Below are 17621 nucleotides of genomic sequence, written 5' to 3'. Positions count from 1 at the left end.
TAAGGAGTGGATAAGAGATGAAATTATCAGATCTCAGAAAAAGTGGCCATGCCCCATCTTTACTTTCAGCGTTTTTGTATTTTGACATTAGTTTTATGATATGGGTGCTTCTAGGTGCCTTAGGAGCTTATATTACAACGGATTTTGGCTTGACAGCCTCACAATTAGGATTAATTGTGGCGATTCCGATTTTAGGTGGATCGGTTTTTCGAATCATTGTTGGTATATTGACCGATCGGTTTGGTCCAAAAAGAACAGCCATTGGCGGTATGCTTGTGACTATGGTTCCACTAGTATGGGGGTGGTTATTTACTCAAACGCTAAGTGAGCTAGTAGCAATCGGTATTTTATTAGGTGTCGCAGGTGCTAGCTTTTCGGCCTCATTACCATTAGCAAGTCGTTGGTATCCACCTAAAATGCAAGGAATTGCGATGGGTATTGCTGGAGCAGGAAATAGTGGGACTTTGCTTGCCACCTTATTTGGTCCGAGACTTGCCGAAATATATGGCTGGAGTGGTGTCATGGGCCTGGCCATCATCCCGTTAGGTCTTGTTCTAATCTCCTTTATTTTAATGGCAAAAGAACCGCCAAATCAGCCAGAACCACAGCCACTCAAAAACTATTTCCTAGTATTTAAGGAACGTGATACATGGTATTTTTGTTTGTTATATAGTGTGACATTTGGTGGGTTTGTCGGGCTTTCAAGCTTCCTTAGTTATTTCTTTGTGACGCAATATGGTCTATCAGGAGTTCGGGCAGGGGAATTTGTCACAATCGTAGTGGCAGCTGGTAGTTTCTTACGACCTGTTGGTGGGTATATTTCTGATAAAATCGGTGGGACCACTTTACTGAGAATGCTTTTTATTGGTGTAGCCATTAGTATGTTTGTAGTGAGTCTCTTACCACCGCTTATCCTTGTCACAATTGCATTATTCCTCGGTATGGGCTTTCTAGGAATGGGAAATGGTGCGGTTTTTCAATTGGTTCCACAACGCTTTCAAAAAGAAATTGGTATGGTTACAGGGATCGTAGGGGCAGCAGGAGGTATTGGGGGATTTTTCCTTCCTAATATCCTCGGTATTTTACGTGATTGGACGGGTACCTATTCAGGTGGTTTTATCGTATTGGCTTGTATTGCCCTCTTAGCACTAGGACTGCTATTATTAGTACAGCTTACCTGGAAAAAAGAATGGCAGGCAGTTAGTAAATCAGCTTAATTCAATTGCAGGTTAATACAGATGTTACTATAGTTGAAATGAACATGGAGTCTACCTATTTAACTATGCTTATTGGTTTTCTTAGGTAGAAGGTTTGGATGTTTCCTAGCTGTTTCGATCTGTTCCTTGCCTGCTTGTCTGCCATTTAACTAGCCTCTGCTTGATTAAAATAATCGGCAATCCAACCTGTCTCTCGGTCAATTTTTTTTCAAATATTTCCGCAAAAAAATTGCATACCTCAATCGACCGAATATAAAGGTTGGATTTCAGTTACCGAACGAGTAAGATTGAAGAAAATTGTCCGTGTACATACCTTGCTTAATAACCTCGCTTCTTTGACTGACTCGTCATGTTCTAACTTGGTTAATCTCCCTAGGCTTACTCCCGTTTCTTGAGCTATGAATGATCTTGATAATCCTAACCTCTCTCGCCGCTCTAATAGCTGCTCACCTTCCTCAACCCACTTTTACCTCGTTCTTTGAAACTGTCCCATTTTCTCCTTACATTCATCAGCCATTTCCACCAGATTATTGTTCATGCTTCCAAGTTATAGGCAAGAAGAAATAAAAAATTCCATAGGACGGTAAAATACGTCCTCAATGGAAGAGTAAACCACCTGTGGAAACGGGTGGTTTTTATTATAATGTAATCGTGATGTTCCTCCCCATCAGATAAATTTATATTAGTGGTGTGGTAAGCTTTCAATAGGGGGAGGTACATCCCTCCTTTTTTACTAAAAGTACTAATGAGCCATTCCCATAACATTCATGTATTTGGATTAGGAAATTGTATTTGTGTAATGATTAAAAGGTGACCCGATGTCAGCCGTACATAATCATCTTTACTTAATAAAGTGAGGTGTATTATATTTCTTTTATAGATGCTCTTTAAGAGGCTAGAAAAGTAGGTGAATAAAGTGGGAAAGTATCAATTCGATACCAAAGGTAAGCAAGCTGTGACTAAGTTTCATGAAAAGCAGAAGTCTGCTAAACCTAATAAAAAACAACAAATTGAAAAAATACGTGAGGCGTATTTGAAAAAAGCGAAGAAAAAATAACAGATATTTAATATGAATGAAAACATAGAGAGTTGAAGCCGCTTATGAATGGGCATCGAGTATTGGAGTATCAACATCTTCCGTAGAAGGAGAAAAAGGATTTAGATATCCAAGAGTTTATATTTTACCTGGATACGGAAATTCAACATATAACAGTGAAGAGCTTTTTCAATGGGGTTATTAGTAGATTGGCTAAAGGAAGTTATTAATAATAGACTTTCATACTGCCGTTCATTCAGTTAAAGGAAATATTGGACTTACTTTTACAAAGAAGTATTCATTAAAGTTATTAATCTTATTAGATTGAGGATACATTCGTGCAAAAATCATACCAAAAAATACGCTAGAATTGGAATTATGGATGTATAAACCGATTTGGAGTGGTGATTAATGGAGGTTAAGATAGCATTATTAGGTACTGAAAAGTCTTTAATAACTAATGCGGGATATAATATTGAATCAATTTTAAAAAGTCAATTCGACAATATTTATATTAGTCTCTTTGTGGATAGTAATCTTCTTATAAATGATATATTAAGCTTTGATATTATAGCAATAAGTGATGAAATATTTAGTGTGGAATTACCCAGATTACAAGAAATTATACTCAAGTACCCACAAAGTATAGAAAAAGGTAGCAGGATAGTGCTAACAAATTTGAAGCATCCGTTAAAGAAAAGTACAGTGGAAAAATGGGCCCAGCAATTAGAAATAAATGGAGAAATAATTTCTATCCCAATAAAGAAGGGATTAAAAGATGAAAGGGCAAGAGACATAGTTTACTTTGAATACTTAAATCGTAAGGTTTATGTAAGAACGTCTCGTAATTACTATGAAACGAGTTTAAAATCAATAAAAGAAGCTAAAGAGAAGGTTGGAAATCTCAATTACTTTGAAATTCCGTATGTGAGTTATGTTGTAAATTTGCTTTGGGTAGAAAGTATACAGAGTAGAGATATTTTAATGAAAGACGGTAATTTTATTCCCCTATCCCAGAAGAAAGCCCATTTATTTCGGAGAACGTTTAAAGGTTTTCTGTCCTCTTTGCACTAATTCTTGTCTATTTAACATCACTCCTTCCTTATAAATAAATGTTTAAGTATTATGTAACTTACATACAAATTTATATATAGGGGGAGTTAATTTGAGTTGTCTTTCTTTACATGAATTCAAGTTAATTGATAACTTGATTTTTCTAAATTGCACTATTAACGACGAAAGTCGTACATTTATTTTAGACTCAGGTTCACCTAGTATTGTATTAAACAATAAATATCTGGATACTTATGAACAATCTCATGATCATACTTTAAAGGGGGCAACTGGTCCTATCTCCGATGTTGGAAAGATAAGACTACAATCATTAAAATGTGGAACAATTGAAAAATATGATATTGAAACGCTTGTTATGAATCTGTCTCAATTAGAAATAGAGGATGAACGAAAAGTATACGGTTTAATAGGGTATGACTTCTTTAATAAGAATAATGTATACCTAGATTATCAAAACCAAAAATTTGGTTTTTGGGACGACAATGAATTAGAGAAATATCTTGAGGCAAAAAACTTTAGTTACTATCAATTTGAAATGAACGGACACTTACCAATTATTACATGTGGAATAGGCGGATATTCATATCGAATAGCATTAGATACCGGTGCAAACACTAATTTGTTTGATCATAAATTGCTAAATATACTAGGGAGAAATATGAAGTTTGAAGGGGAAAAAAATATTTTGGGTGCCAATGAAGGGATAGCAGAGTCAAACTACAAGTTTGGTAAGATGATGAATTTTGATATTAAGGGATTAGGTAGCTTCACAGATATGGATACCGTTTTTGCGGATGTTTCACATTTAAACCAAAATAAGGATTTAAAAATACATGGAATAGTAGGTTATCAACTTTTTAAAGATAGCCAGGTCATCATTAGCTTTACAAAGCGTAAATTATATATATTGGGGTAGTAAGACGACATCTATCCTAACAGAGGGGGCATATACAAATACTTATATATAATGCTTTGTTCCGGTTGCCACAGTGCAGAAAGTATAACAAGTTACAGATTTAGCACCCTCAACGATTCGTAAAGGGCTTAATCACCTTGTCGAGTTACGCATGGTCTACCAGACGTAATCGCCGTTATTTTCACTATGATTGATATGAGCGATGAATGGATAGTAAGAACACAACCTTTACTGTTAGATAGGTGGTGTTCTTTATTTTTGTTTGTATATCAAGGGTTTGAAAGGCGTCCGAAAGGAGAACGCTTGGTGTTCTCATGCGTTTAGGCAGTCCATAAAAAGGGATTGGTAAATGCAAAAAGTGAGCTATTGTGTCTATTCGTTTGGTTCTAAAAAGAGATTTTAGGTGCTTGTGAATGTCTCTGATTCATGTGAGAATAATAGATAAGTAAAAATAGATGGCTCTTGAGGTTAGTGGCAATCCCTTCAGGAAGGAATAAAGTAAGGTGTATTATATTTCTTTTATAGATGCTCTTTAAGAGGCTAGAAAAGTAGGTGAATAAAGTGGGAAAGTATCAATTCGATACCAAAGGTAAGCAAGCTGTGACTAAGTTTCATGAAAAGCAGAAGTCTGCTAAACCTAATAAAAAACAACAAATTGAAAAAATACGTGAGGCGTATTTGAAAAAAGCGAAGAAAAAATAACAGATATTTAATATGAATGAAAACATAGAGAGTTGAAGCCTCTCTATGTTTTGATTAGTGGTTTTAAAGACCCTTGAAAGTACTGGCGAAGGAATTTAAAAGAGTTTCAAGCAAGGTATTAAAATATGTTTATTCATACCATGTAGGTTTGAAGGTGTCGAAATAGTTATGGTCGTCCAAAAATTGATAAACCTTATCTAACATTTCATTTAGATTGTGGGGAATGGTATTTATCGTCCATACGACAGTAGAGAACACACACATGGCCATATATAGTGAATATAGTCTCCAGAAATCTTCACTCGGTTCTTGGTTATTAAAATAACCCTTAATTTGTCCTTTAGAAAAAGGAATACTTATCTCTCGAGTGAAAATACCTATTTTCAAAAATTCATGTATAGGGTCTCCCCAATCATATCTATTAAAGTCTATGATACCTGCAAGTTTCCCATCCTTGACAATCATGTTGCCAGGGTGGAAATCATCATGTTGAAATACGTTGGGTCGTTGTTTCATTAACTCTATATGATCGTCAATAAAGTTCAATATCTTATGGTCATGAATAATCTTTATCCCACAGCGTAAATAAGCCTCCATATATTTTTGGTGCTTTTCGACTTTCCGCGAATACCATGATGAAATATGACTGGGAGCACTTATTTTATGCATTTTATTTAATTCTTTGCCCGCTTGATAGCCAAGATCAAATTGTTCTTGTTCTGAGTAATTACGAATTTCATCTTCAGCATCCTTACCCTCTATGTACGATGTAATCATATAACCATGACCTTCTACTTCACCTATTTCAATTGGGCGCGAACAATTAACGTTTGTTTCTTTCATTTTTTCTAAGATATAGAATTCATTTTGCTTTATTTTCAACTCCTCTAAGTCAAACATTCGAAGTAAAACTTTGCTATCGTCTTTCATATGGATTATATATTTTTTATCTGATGAGAATCCTTTATTAATCTCGTTAATGCCCGTACAATTACTTATAAAAGGAATTTGTTTAATAAATTCGTACATGTCGTTCTCCTCCATTCTAAAAGTTTAATCTTATAGTATTCTATACCATAAATGGGGGAACGTATCTACAATGGATATGAAAGATTGGAAAAATAAACGGAATGCCTTTCTTTAATTCAATGGGCATGAAATTCTTGAAGTGCAGGGGAAGGTTCAAAGGAAATAGCAGAAAAATAATTAGCTGTAGAAGCGTTTGAGAAATTCAATCAAAGTCGGATATATAGACGAAAAGTGAATGAGTCTGATAAATTTATTAACGAAAACGAGCCTAAATAGTCAAGGAGAATGTCCCCAATCAAATTAATCCATTCACAACGTTATGGTATAATGATAAGCAATAAGACTTATAACGAAGTTTATTTATTGAAATATCCCGTCAAGGCCATATATGTATATGAAACAGTACTTCAATAAGGAGCTGTGTCAGATGAATAAGAATAAAAGCGCAGAATTAAAATGTTCATCCCAAGCGGAAGAGATTTTAGCTCAGATTACTAGTAAAACGAAGCTAGGTGATTTACGGAAAATCGCCAAGGAGATTAAAAAGGATCATGAACTAGCGATGGAACTTTGGTCAAGCGGTGAGTTCTTACCTAGATTGTTGGCAATCTTGATTATGGACAAAAAACTTCTTTCACAAGATACACTGAATATGCTTGTTCAGGATATGCAGACTCACAGCTTGGATGAGCGGAATAACTTAATGGATTGGTTAATGGCTAATCAACTCACTAAAGACAAGAAGAATATTGCAAGGATGGAGTTGTGGGAAAATAGTTCTTCTGCTCTGCAGAGGCGAGCTTTTTGGTATTTTCAAGCACGATTGAGGTGGACAGGACAAACTCCTCCTGATAACACAGCAGAGTTGCTATCAGCCATTGAAGCTAAGATTTCGCAGGAAGAACCGGAAGTTCAGTGGGCTATGAATTTTACTGCAGGCTGGATTGGCGTATATGATGAAAAATATCGCGAGCGCTGTATGAAGATTGGTGAAAAGACAGGTCTTTACAAAGGTGAAATGGTCTCAAAAGGATGTACGCCCGATTATTTGCCAGAGTTCATTACGATTGAAGTGAACAAACGAATGAATAAGTAATTTTACTGTCCATCTTTTTTAAACTCCTTGTGCTCAATAACCTTTATTATGATAATTCTCTAAATTCAGCTGTCTCCATTAGCATACCGAAAAACTCACTTTTAGCTTCCCTATACGTATCCATATCCTTGCCCTCATACTTTTTCTTTATCTGGTCATATTCTTTTCGATATTGGTCATTAGTTAATAAAATTTCACGGAATTTCCAGAAAAAATCAACATCAGAATTAATCACAGTTAATTGCACGCCAAGTGGAGGAGTGGCTGAATCGTCCTTAAATGCCCTAAAATCATTTGTTTTTGAGCTGCCTTCGTTACGTTCATATAACGTCTCAAGGGCTCGAACTGCTATTGGAAATTGTTCCGGTGTAACACGGACCTGTATATCAAGATCGCCCTTTGTAAGGCTGTTGGGTATCGCTGAACTTCCAACGTGTTGAACATCAGCAAATGGAAGACGTTCACTTATTATCTTTTTGTGTAGAAAAAAAGCTTCCTCTGTTTTTTTATAATATAGGTTGTTCTCAAAAAAAGTAACTTGCTCCATCCTAATCGTCCTCCATAGAAATTGATTCTTATATCAAATATAATACGGTAAAATTTACATGTACATAATTATTTCTTGGTGAGATGCGGAATCAATGATATGTCAGTCAAAGAGATAGAGTTAAGAGACTGTTAGTGTAATGAAATTTTCACACAAATGTAGGGTTTTAAAGTGTATAGCAACGGATGTAGTACGAACATTCCCACCTAAAAAAACGAGCAGCCTATCCTTCAAAGGATGAGTTGCTCGTTAATGCTATTTAGAAACTTTCCTTTCGGGTAATACAATTTAAGCAGCCTCTGCCTTTTCACTTTCCTTCGATCTCCTTGTTAAAGAGAAAATCGCACATAGTAAGGCAATCAGAACAAGTGCAGCCCCGTACCAGGCTGTGTGGGTAACAGTGCCTGTTTGACTTAAGACGATGCCGCCGAATCCAGAGCCTAATGCAATCCCGATTTGTAAGGCGGAGTTATTAAAGCTTTGTTGAATATCGGATGTAACGGGATCGGTTTCAATCAAGTAGCTTTGCTGTGGTGGAGCTAGACTCCAACTTAATGCCCCCCATATCATCATCATCGGTATGAAAACAACCAATGAAAATGTAGTGAATGGTAGCAAGAATAGCACAACAGCAAAGGAAACGATGACGGCCATGATGCTTTTTTGTGAACCGATAGAATCAGAAAGAATACCACCGAAGGCACCACCACTAACCGCAGCAATCCCAAATAATAAATAAAAGAGACTAATCCAATTAGCAGTTAAATGCAATTCGGCCTCTAAAAATGGAGTGAAATAGGCATAAAGTGTATAATGTCCCGCTAGCATAAACATCGTAGCAAGATGGGCACTCCCTAATTTTATGCTGCCAACGGCCTTTAATTGCTTTGAAAGTGGAACGGTCTTTTCTCCAGGTATTCTCTGCAAAAAGATAGAAATGAGGATGAAGGAACCGATCGATAATAGGGCGATGCCAAGAAAAATAACACGCCAGCCAAATAGATCGGAAATTAAAATTCCCACTGGTACACCCATCACAAGCGATGAGCTAATCCCCATATAAATAAGACCGAGAGCCTTAGCTCGGTGATTAGGTGTCACAATTTTAGCAGCAATCGTTAATGACAAAACAACAATCAGTGCTGTACTCATGGCACTTAATACACGTGCGGCCATCATAAAAGAGAAGCTCGGACTATAATAAGTTAGGATATTACTAATAAAAAATATAAACAAGGAAATAAGATATAACTTTTTCCGTTCGACTTTGCTCGTTAATACGAGTAAGACCGGTCCAGAAATTGCATAAATTAAGGCAAAAATCGTAATCAACTGCCCCGCTGAGCTTAAGGAGACATTTAAATCATTGGCAATCGTTGGCAAGATGCCACCAATGATTAATTCAACAAGACCAACGGCAACCGTTGAAAGGGCAAGAATAAAAACTCTAACATTCATTTTTTACGCAACGTCCTTTCTCATAAAATAAAAAAATCCTGATTACAAAAAATGAACCGTTCATTTTCTGTAATCAGGATTTTAAGGTTCCTGGTAGAGACCCTCATGCCATATTCAGAGGTTATACAGGTTATATTCATTTGAGGTAAGCAAGATACTTTGAACAGTTTACAAGTTATGTGATTATTTTTCAAGTGTAAATTTTTAGGGGTTACTCTTGATTAAGGATCATCCTTCAAGGTAAAAGTTGTTTTGCTAATTTTTATAATCTAAAAAATATCAAGTATAATAGAAATAGATAACTAATCTATAAGTAAAGGGTGATAATGATGTCGAAAATATCTTATAGTGGTTTGAAATATGGAGAACAGAATGTGGAAATAAAGTTATTAGTAGATATACAAAATGATTGGATCGAAATAACCCATACGAAGAAAGTTTCACAAGTGATGAATAAGTCAACAGCTGAATATATCGTAGTACATCGAGGCACCTTGATATGTGAATTTGTTTCATAATAAGAAACGGAAGGATATGCTTTAAATAAATTCCCCAAAAGATGCAACCAAATTATCTTAGATACGAATTATTAGTAAATGAGAACAAATTCGTTTACGAAGATAACTCGTAGAAATGTTATTTTTGAATCATACTAAACGGGCAGAAATTTTAGTGTAATTATTATAAAAAGTTTTTAAATAATGAGGAAAGTGTGTAGAAGATGACATTAATTAAATTGGTGAATGTCTTAAAACAAGAAGGGAATCGTACGACTATTAAGGATGTCAGCTTAGATGTGAAAGAGAGCTCTCGAATTGGTATTAAAATATCTGGCGAAGAAAGCGAAATTTTGTTTGATTTAATAGAGGGCAAAGAAATGCCTTCAAGTGGAGAAATTGAGCGTGAGATTCAATTGATTTTAAGTGAAAAAAGTGATGATGGCCTCTATGAAAGCATGACGGTTCACAGCTATTTGAAATTTTATAAAAAAATAGCGGCTTTCGAAAAGCCATTAGAAGAGTATATCGCGACTTTTTCGTTATCAGATGTTTGGCAAACAAAAATTAAAAAACTGACAAAGGAACAACGAAAAAGAGTAAGTTTATTTAGACTTTTTTTATTTTCACCGCAGCTTATTTTATTAGAAGACCCTCTTAACAATTTAACAGACGAAGGCATTGAGTTGTACTTAAAAGCCATAGAGCATCTACGTGCTAATCAAATAGCGACGTTGATTACGTCGAACTACGTCGAGGATTTATTGTTATTGAGTAGCGAAATTTATCGTTATAACCATTCAACGGGTTTAGAAAAAACAGATCTTGTCGAAGAATCGGATATTATTTCCCAGGAAAAGGTCGAACATGGAACGATTCAACCGAAAAATGTTTTTAAAGTGACATGTAAATTGGCTGAAAAAACGATCTTTTTTAGTCCCGATGAGATTGATTTTATTGAAAGCATAAATAGTGTTAGTAATATTCGTATTGGTGATGAATATTTCCCTACCGATTTAACGATGAATCAATTAGAGGAAAAATTAATTACCTTTGGCTTTTTCAGGTGTCACCGTTCCTATTTAGTGAACTTACAACGCGTTTCTGAGTTAATTAGTTATTCCAAAAATAGCTACACACTCATCTTGAAAGGGAATCCTCATGCCAAATTGCCCCTTTCCCGTAATCGGTTAGAGGAAATGAAAAGTTTAATTACATTTTAGCGTACGATTCAGGTTGAGATGCATGCATTTCAGCCTTTATTTATTACCATTGAGCTTATTACAGTACGATTCAACGGATATTTACGACTTTTCCCTCACACTTCACTAAACTTAAAGCAGATGGACATTCTAAGGTAAGCAAAGAGAAGTAACGCTTAGACAGTCCGATGAACCATCATCATGATGGCTGGAGGAGTGATGTACAGATGAAAAAGCAGAGCGTGATAGAAGTTGAGCATCTTTCAAAAAAGTTTAAAGAACAAATCGCATTAAAGAACCTTTCTTTTTCGGTTCATGCGGGTGAAATATTCGGGTTTCTAGGCCCGTCTGGCTCAGGGAAAACGACTACAATCAAAATATTGACGGGGCAATTAGCACAAAGCTCAGGAAAAGCGTTTGTACTAGGGCAAGCTGTGGAACAAATCAATGAAAGTATCTATGAACAGGTCGGAATTGTGACAGATAATAGTGGGCTGTATGAAAAAATGACCGTATATAACAATTTGAAGATTTTCGCAAAAATACTCAATGTCAAAAAGGAACGCATTGATGAACTTTTAGAAAGAGTCGGTTTAGCAGAGCATAAAAGTAAGCTCGCGAATCAATTATCAAAAGGAATGGGTCAACGTTTAGTATTAGCACGTGCCTTGTTACATCAACCGAAAGTACTTTTCCTAGATGAACCTACGAGTGGATTAGATCCAAGTACAGCTGAGGCTGTTCATGAGCTTCTATTTGAATTAAAGGAGAATGGAACGGCGATCTTTTTAACGACACATAATATGGATGAGGCCACCAAACTTTGTGACCATGTCGCACTTTTGAATGATGGACTTATCGTTGAGCAAGGAGCTCCAAAGGAAGTTTGTCTCAAATATAATACGAAAAAAAAGTATGAAATCCAACTTGCGGATGGTCAAGCACATGTATTACCACACTCAGATGAGACGACAGAAAAGATTCATCAGTGGATGGCCAAGGATGAACTTATCACGATTCACTCATGTGAACCAACGTTAGAGAAGGTCTTTCTAGAAGTAACAGGGAGGGAGTTACTATGAATAGTTCAATGAGAAAAATCAATGCGATCATTGGTATGAAATTCCAAACGATATTAAATAATACGAGTGTTATTATCGGCCCTGTGTTAGCTCTTGCTTTTGCTTTCGGTATGAGGCAGCTCATGCCAGAGGTTGATGTTAATGAAGCGGGGATGTTTTTTTCAACGGGGGCCTTTGTGTTAAGCTTTGGTATGGTTTTTAACATTGCTATTTCCGGGATTTCGATGAGCAGTAGTCCGTTAGCAGAAGAAAAAGAAAAGAATACGTTACGTGTCTTGATGACATCATCGGTGAACGGTGTTGAATACATGATTGGAACGCTGATTCCGCCACTTATTATCCTGACTGTTACAAATATACTTATGATCCCGGCAAGTGGTGTCGCATTTAATGAAGTGCCATTCGGAAGTTATCTCGTCATGACTACGGTTGCAAGCTTAATCAGTTTATTAATTGGTTATGTCGTTGGGATTTTATCGAAAAACCAATCACAGGCTGCCGTCATGGGCATGCCCGTTACACTCCTTTTCACTTCCGTACCGGTATTGAAGTTTTTGAAGGAAGATTTAGCTTATCTCGTCGACTACACGTACACAGGCGTCTTAACCAATTTCGCAAGCAGTCTATTTGCAGAGGGTCACTACCAATGGAATTTGTTCGACAGCACGGTTCTTTTTGGGTGGTTATTGCTGTCAGCGGTGATCTTTGTATTTGCCTATAAACGTAACGGTTTGGATAGTTAGTCGGTTCTGTTCTATGCGTAGAGTTGGATGTGAAACAAACGGCGAATCGCGGGGTTGCGGGCAGAAAAAGGAAGAGAAACCCCGTGCAAACGCGGAATCGCGGGGTTGCGAGTCGAAAAAGGAGGAGAAACCCCGAGCAAAAGGCGAATCGCGGGGTTGCGAGTGGAAAAAAGCGGAGAAACCCCGAGCAAAAGGCGAAATCGTGGGGTTGCGGGCAGAAAAAGGAAGAGTAACCCCGAGCAAAAGGCGAATCGCGGGATTGCAAGTAAAAAGGGCATCAGCATTTAGGTGTCCTTTTTTCCTATCCTTTTTTATGAAACTAGGTGTGGAGACAAGCATGAGTTCAATGACTTGTTCAGACATGAAATTAGTTGATGTTGGAAAGTTTTCCTCTATCCATCTAATGATTAATCCGGCAATGCCGTGGGCACGATAAATATAAAGCCAAGTTAAAGAAACATTATATTCTTCATCAATTCGATAGTCATATTCTTGAATAAATAAATCTTCAATGGCTTTGGCTAATCGGTATCTGAAGTTGATGGTGACATGATCACTTAGTAATAAAGTAAATAAGCTTTGATTCTCTTTAATGTAGGTAAACAAAGTGATATCAGTGGGATTAATGTCTCTTATATATACGTTTGTTTTTTCCTGATAAGGGTTTCTAATTTGGTTCATGAGTTCGTCGAGAACTTCATCAATTATTTCCTCTAACAATGCTTCTTTTGATTCAAAGTTTGCATAAAAAGTGCCACGGTTATATTGAGCGGAACGAACAATTTCAGAAATGGATATGTGGTCACAGCTTTTTTTATGCAGTAAATTGATAAATGTTTGTTTCAAATCGTCTTTGGAACGTCTAATTCTCTTATCTAATTGGTTATCCATGGCGTTCACCTCTTACATTAATTAGTCAAAACAATAGGGTAAGCACAATATTTATACTAGACAATATTGTATTTTGTATAGTAACAAACAGTTATGCGAATATTGATGATTGAAAACCATCTCAATCTCCATATAGGATGGAATTAAATACATATCTTGAAGGAGGAAAAGAAAAATGACATTTCCAATTTTAGAAGGTAAAGTAGCGATTATTACAGGAGCCGCAATGGGGATGGGTGAACAAACAGCTAAGCTATTCTCAGAGGCTAAGGCGAAGGTTGTCATTGCTGATTTTAACGAAGAAAAGGGACGAGCTGTAACAGAAGAAATCAATCAAAGTGGTGGTGAAGCAGCTTTTATTAAAGTAGATATTTCGAATGCCGAAGATGTACGTAAAATGGTTGAGTTTACTGTAGAGACTTATGGAAAGTTAGATGTTGCGGTAAATAATGCTGCCTTAACGCCTGATGATAAACCAACAGTTGAGTTTGACGAACAATACTGGGACCGCTTAATTGCTGTTGACTTAAAAGGAACGGCATTATGTATGAAATATCAATTACAGCAACTACAAAAGCAAGGAAAAGGTGGTTCAATTATTAATATTTCTTCAATAAGTGGATTTAGACCATAGCCAAATAATATTGCTTACGTGGCAGCTAAGCATGGGGTCGTAGGTATGACAAAAGTAGCTGCTCTAGAAAATGGAGCTCATAACATTCGCGTCAATACGGTAGCACCTGGTGCTATAGATACACCAATGTTAAGAGGTGCTTTAGAGCAATTTGGCTTTACAGAAGAAGAGTATGCACCACAATTAAGTCTATTAAATCGTTTTGGACAGCCGAGAGAAATAGCTCAAGCTAGTCTATGGTTAGCTTCAGACGCAGCATCGTATGTTACAGGTACGACGATTCATGCTGATGCCGGCTATACTTCAAGATAAGTAGGGCCAAGGGCCAATACAATATCGATGTCTTTAATGTAGATACATGAGGAGGAGAGGATATAGCTCTCTTCCTTTTTATTTTTTCGATGAGCCTTTTCTATATTGTAGTGGAGTTTGACCGGTAATGGCTTTAAATGAAGTGATGAAGCTACTAGGGTGAGTAGGATTTTACCCTGGGTGCTATTAAGACCCACTGATATTGGACTTTACGCCACAAGTAATGGTCAAGAATCAACTAACTATGCTGATTTTGCTTATTTTAGCTATGAGGAATTAGAGGCACCATCCACATAGAAAAATTTCGCTGTAGAATTCCTTAAAAATACGCACGACCTAAAAAATGATGTATAACGATAATCCGACTACTTTGTAAATTTTTATACAAACAACAAAGAATAGGTGGCAGGTCAATAATGAGTTGAAATAGGATTCTGTCCCTGTATAATGGGAGCATACAAGTTGCTTTTTGGATAACGATGCTTTTTTATTACATGAATGATATGAGGTGGAATGATGAGCTCATTTGGAACTTTACACAAGCAGCAGGAACGATATGTATTACGGTTTGAACGACATTTTTCTAAAAAGCCTGAGCATGTTTTCTCTATGATCACAAATCCAGATTGCTTTATACAATGGTATCCTTTTGCAACAGGGGAGCTTGAGTTACGCGTAGGAGGAAAAATAGGCTTTGATGATGGTGAAGGCGCAACATACGAAGGAGTCATAACGAAGTTAACAAGCCCCTACGCTTTTGAATTTCAGGAAGTAAATGATTGGATAAACATTTCATTAGCACAAGAGGATAGCGGGTGTATGATGGTGTTTACACATTTATTTGAGGATGTACAAATGGCCAAATATACAGCTGCTGGGTGGCATCGATGTTTAGATGTATTCGAGCAAATCGTATATGAACAGCAAGTAGAATGGAAGGATCATGCTGAACAGTTGAGGAAGTATTACGAGAAGGCCTTTCATTGGGCACTGTAAGAGCTCGCATAGGTAAGAATGATTGACTCAAGAAAGAGCACACATACCGATATGTGTGCTCTTTGACTTACATCTACCTATTTCCTAGTCATTTTTTTGATTTATGAGTAAATGGGCATTTACCTTGAATGGGCTGAACATCATCGCCAATGAAAAACTGCTTCCATTCATGATGAGTCGGGTCACCATAATGGCCGATATCTGGGTGTTTTGGTAGTTGGTCCCACAACTCGACTCGTTTACGAACCTTTTCTCGAGACATAATCCCGCCTTTTTCGGTACCTTCTAACCCTTTGAAGATTTTGCGAGGCTGAAAACCGAGGACGAGTGAATTTCCTAAATCCCGTGTTTTTCTTTTCTTATAAGCGGGGGCATTCCCGAACACAAAGATGGGCTCACCATGAAAGTGAAAATCCCATAAAAAGTCGTCAGGATCTCGGGGACTATTTTGGGGCCATTCAACCTTGTCAGCTGCGTGTAAGTATGCGAGAATCGCCCAAAATTGCTTCCGATAGTCTTCGATCGTGCCCTCCTTGGCAAAAGGTTCCACAAATACGAACAAGCCATGCCTTTTATAATTTGGTGATTGAAATAAATCCAAAAAACCTTGAACGGTTTGAGGTAGGTTACTCCAATCACTTTGAGTGATATACCCATAACGAAGCTCACCTTTTAGTTCGGCACTCATACCAAAAAAACAAGGAAATGTCTTGTCTGTAACGATGTTATGAAAGGTTTGATATTCTTTGTAGAGCCATGCTGGTAAATCTGTACGAGTTTGAAAGTCTTCCTTTGATAACAACGCTTCTTTTTTTGAAATCATCGCATGTCCTCCGTACCGCTTTTTATCTTCTTCTACATACGGTCTTTCATTCCCTTTTGTGCCTTCACTAAAACTAAATTTAGAATGAACACTACTGACTAAAAGTATGAAACAGTATATGATTTTGAGTACAGGATTATACTTGACAATCGAAGTTATCAAAAAATGAGTGAATGATAAAAGTAAGCTCAACAAATTGATTATCGAATCAATAAGTAACAGTTGCAGGCGAGGCGTCAGTGGTTTGCAAAGGACGTATAGAGGGCTAAAGATTAAGAAAAAATAGATAAGTAGATCAAGCAACCGAACTGAAATAAGCTTACAATGCTATAATAAAAGGATGAACTTGAGTTAGAAGGATGGGACAACATGAAAATCATGAAAAAGAGTGACATTTTAGGCGGAGATACAATCAGTTATATCGTTGTATTTGGAAAGGCGCAAGGACTAGCGATTGCTAAGGGTGGTCAGGATGTTTTCACCATTATGGATCAGTATTGCATGAATCCAATCTGTGACTGTGATGAGGCTGTCTTGATTTTTAATGAAATAGCAACAGATGTAGAGTTTGCCATTCGCTTATCGCTAACAAAAAAAAGATATGAAACTCTTGATGTATTTGGAGTTAGTGAACAACAAGTAGATCAAATCGTTAAAGAAGAATTAAAAGATAACGAAGTCATGAATCTATTAAGACAACGTTATCAAGACATGAAATTGGCTGGACAGGAAAGCCTGAAAAAGGCGACGGAAAAAGCCAAGCAAGCCAAACAACTGCTTGAACAAAAGCCAAAGCGTAACGAGCCATGCACATGTGGAAGTGGTAAAAAGTATAAAAAATGCTGCGGGATGAATGAAGGAACAACAAGGTAAAAACATATAGAGGCTCATCCTAAAAAGATTCATATAACCTTTGAGGATGAGCCTTTTTAGATTAGAGCAAACTAAAACATGCACACAGCTTGAGGAGCAACTGCACAAAGAAGCGGTTAATGTACAGTTACTGATATGAAACCAAGGAGCACTGCACAAAGTGGTTGTTCAAGTGACGAATTCTTAGCCTGTCGGTGTGTTTACAACTTCGCCACCAACAAAGATGAAAGTCATCTATTGCCACCTTAAGGGATAAAAGGGTTTGTGCAGATACTGAGACCAAACCAAGTAGTATCTGCACAAAGAGAGAGATAATGTGCAGATAGGGAAGCCAAACCAAGTAGTATCTACACAAAGAGAGGGTTAATGTGCAGATAGGGAAGCCAAACCAAGTAGTATCTGCACAAAGAGAGAGATAATGTGCAGATAGGGAAGCCAAACCAAGTAGTATCTGCACAAAGAGAGAGATAATGTGCAGATAGGGAAGCCAAAC

At 36.9% G+C, this 17621-nt stretch carries 18 protein-coding genes, 2 pseudogenes and 1 riboswitch; of the genes and pseudogenes, 14 read left to right on the top strand and 6 right to left on the bottom strand.

All coding sequences use genetic code 11. The annotated features are described in order from the left end of the window. Positions 1-17: 17 nt before the first annotated feature. The 5 genes from PQ479_RS08360 to PQ479_RS08340 all read left to right on the top strand — a co-directional run bounded on the left by PQ479_RS08360 (position 18) and on the right by PQ479_RS08340 (position 4945). Positions 18-1217, top strand: coding sequence for an MFS transporter (locus PQ479_RS08360; RefSeq protein WP_047986678.1), 1200 nt, complete (start codon positions 18-20; stop codon positions 1215-1217). Positions 1218-2133: 916 nt separating this feature from the next. Then, entirely contained in the window at positions 2134-2274 is a 141-nt protein-coding gene (locus PQ479_RS08355; protein WP_273716923.1) for a hypothetical protein, read from the top strand. A 390-nt stretch (positions 2275-2664) separates the two neighbouring features. Continuing rightward, positions 2665-3327: a LytTR family DNA-binding domain-containing protein gene (locus tag PQ479_RS08350; RefSeq protein WP_053070247.1), complete on the top strand. Its 663-nt coding sequence runs from the start codon at positions 2665-2667 to the stop codon at positions 3325-3327. Between the two features lie 91 nt (positions 3328-3418). Next, the gene (locus PQ479_RS08345; protein ID WP_047986679.1) at positions 3419-4243 is read left to right on the top strand and encodes a retropepsin-like aspartic protease; all 825 of its coding nucleotides are present in this window, start codon (positions 3419-3421) and stop codon (positions 4241-4243) included. A 561-nt stretch (positions 4244-4804) separates the two neighbouring features. Then, positions 4805-4945: a hypothetical protein gene (locus tag PQ479_RS08340; RefSeq protein ID WP_273716923.1), complete on the top strand. Its 141-nt coding sequence runs from the start codon at positions 4805-4807 to the stop codon at positions 4943-4945. Between the two features lie 129 nt (positions 4946-5074). Here PQ479_RS08340 and PQ479_RS08335 read toward each other — a convergent pair whose 3' ends face one another. Further along, positions 5075-5974: an aminoglycoside phosphotransferase family protein gene (locus tag PQ479_RS08335; protein ID WP_047986680.1), complete on the bottom strand. Its 900-nt coding sequence runs from the start codon at positions 5972-5974 to the stop codon at positions 5075-5077. A 427-nt stretch (positions 5975-6401) separates the two neighbouring features. Between PQ479_RS08335 and PQ479_RS08330 the strand changes: the two genes are divergently transcribed. Then, the gene (locus PQ479_RS08330) at positions 6402-7070 is read left to right on the top strand and encodes a DNA alkylation repair protein (protein WP_047986681.1); all 669 of its coding nucleotides are present in this window, start codon (positions 6402-6404) and stop codon (positions 7068-7070) included. A gap of 46 nt (positions 7071-7116) precedes the next feature. On the opposite strand, the gene PQ479_RS08325 is transcribed toward PQ479_RS08330, so the two are convergent. Both PQ479_RS08325 and PQ479_RS08320 read right to left on the bottom strand, forming a co-directional pair. Then, on the bottom strand, positions 7117-7617 hold the full coding sequence (locus PQ479_RS08325) for a GrpB family protein (RefSeq protein WP_047986682.1): 501 nt from the start codon (positions 7615-7617) through the stop codon (positions 7117-7119). A 288-nt stretch (positions 7618-7905) separates the two neighbouring features. Continuing rightward, positions 7906-9075: an MFS transporter gene (locus tag PQ479_RS08320; protein WP_047986683.1), complete on the bottom strand. Its 1170-nt coding sequence runs from the start codon at positions 9073-9075 to the stop codon at positions 7906-7908. 50 nt (positions 9076-9125) lie between these two features. Beyond that, positions 9126-9224: riboswitch (purine riboswitch) on the bottom strand. Positions 9225-9404: 180 nt separating this feature from the next. Between PQ479_RS08320 and PQ479_RS08315 the strand changes: the two genes are divergently transcribed. The 4 genes from PQ479_RS08315 to PQ479_RS08300 all read left to right on the top strand — a co-directional run bounded on the left by PQ479_RS08315 (position 9405) and on the right by PQ479_RS08300 (position 12599). Continuing rightward, the gene (locus PQ479_RS08315; protein WP_047986684.1) at positions 9405-9593 is read left to right on the top strand and encodes a hypothetical protein; all 189 of its coding nucleotides are present in this window, start codon (positions 9405-9407) and stop codon (positions 9591-9593) included. A 203-nt stretch (positions 9594-9796) separates the two neighbouring features. Next, a complete protein-coding gene (locus PQ479_RS08310; RefSeq protein ID WP_047986685.1) occupies positions 9797-10795 on the top strand; it encodes a LytTR family transcriptional regulator DNA-binding domain-containing protein in 999 nt (332 codons plus the stop codon). A gap of 206 nt (positions 10796-11001) precedes the next feature. Beyond that, the gene (locus PQ479_RS08305; protein WP_047986686.1) at positions 11002-11856 is read left to right on the top strand and encodes an ABC transporter ATP-binding protein; all 855 of its coding nucleotides are present in this window, start codon (positions 11002-11004) and stop codon (positions 11854-11856) included. Next, positions 11853-12599 carry an ABC transporter permease gene (locus PQ479_RS08300; RefSeq protein ID WP_047986687.1) on the top strand — a complete coding sequence of 249 codons (747 nt, stop codon included), beginning with the start codon at positions 11853-11855 and terminating at the stop codon, positions 12597-12599. Before PQ479_RS08305 ends, PQ479_RS08300 begins: the two co-directional genes overlap by 4 nt. Here PQ479_RS08300 and PQ479_RS08295 read toward each other — a convergent pair. Then, positions 12549-13490 (bottom strand): TetR/AcrR family transcriptional regulator, encoded by a 942-nt coding sequence (locus tag PQ479_RS08295; protein WP_273716922.1) that lies wholly within the window; start codon positions 13488-13490, stop codon positions 12549-12551. The genes PQ479_RS08300 and PQ479_RS08295 overlap by 51 nt on opposite strands. Positions 13491-13665: 175 nt before the next feature. On the opposite strand from PQ479_RS08295, the pseudogene PQ479_RS08290 reads away from it, so the two are divergent. Beyond that, positions 13666-14436, top strand: a pseudogene (locus PQ479_RS08290) (SDR family NAD(P)-dependent oxidoreductase). 78 nt (positions 14437-14514) lie between these two features. Here the strand turns inward: PQ479_RS08290 and PQ479_RS21890 are convergent. After that, positions 14515-14592 (bottom strand): annotated as a pseudogene (locus PQ479_RS21890) (hypothetical protein); the annotation flags it as partial. 24 nt (positions 14593-14616) lie between these two features. Here PQ479_RS21890 and PQ479_RS08285 point away from each other — a divergent pair. Further along, complete coding sequence (locus PQ479_RS08285) at positions 14617-14733, top strand: beta-xylosidase family glycoside hydrolase (protein WP_273716921.1); 117 nt, start codon at positions 14617-14619, stop codon at positions 14731-14733. 219 nt (positions 14734-14952) lie between these two features. Beyond that, positions 14953-15432, top strand: coding sequence for an SRPBCC domain-containing protein (locus tag PQ479_RS08280; RefSeq protein WP_047986689.1), 480 nt, complete (start codon positions 14953-14955; stop codon positions 15430-15432). Between the two features lie 88 nt (positions 15433-15520). Here PQ479_RS08280 and PQ479_RS08275 read toward each other — a convergent pair whose 3' ends face one another. Then, positions 15521-16255 carry a YqcI/YcgG family protein gene (locus PQ479_RS08275; RefSeq protein WP_047986690.1) on the bottom strand — a complete coding sequence of 245 codons (735 nt, stop codon included), beginning with the start codon at positions 16253-16255 and terminating at the stop codon, positions 15521-15523. A 369-nt stretch (positions 16256-16624) separates the two neighbouring features. Here PQ479_RS08275 and PQ479_RS08270 point away from each other — a divergent pair, with 369 nt between their 5' ends. Beyond that, on the top strand, positions 16625-17128 hold the full coding sequence (locus PQ479_RS08270; RefSeq protein WP_047986691.1) for an SEC-C metal-binding domain-containing protein: 504 nt from the start codon (positions 16625-16627) through the stop codon (positions 17126-17128). Positions 17129-17621: the final 493 nt, after the last annotated feature.

It is taken from the genome of Alkalihalobacillus pseudalcaliphilus (assembly GCF_028610675.1).
Classification (GTDB): Bacteria; Bacillota; Bacilli; order Bacillales; family Bacillaceae_D; genus Alkalihalobacillus; species Alkalihalobacillus pseudalcaliphilus.
The sequence above is the reverse complement of the archived record's forward strand: the minus strand, read 5'-3'. Positions and strand labels throughout refer to the sequence as shown.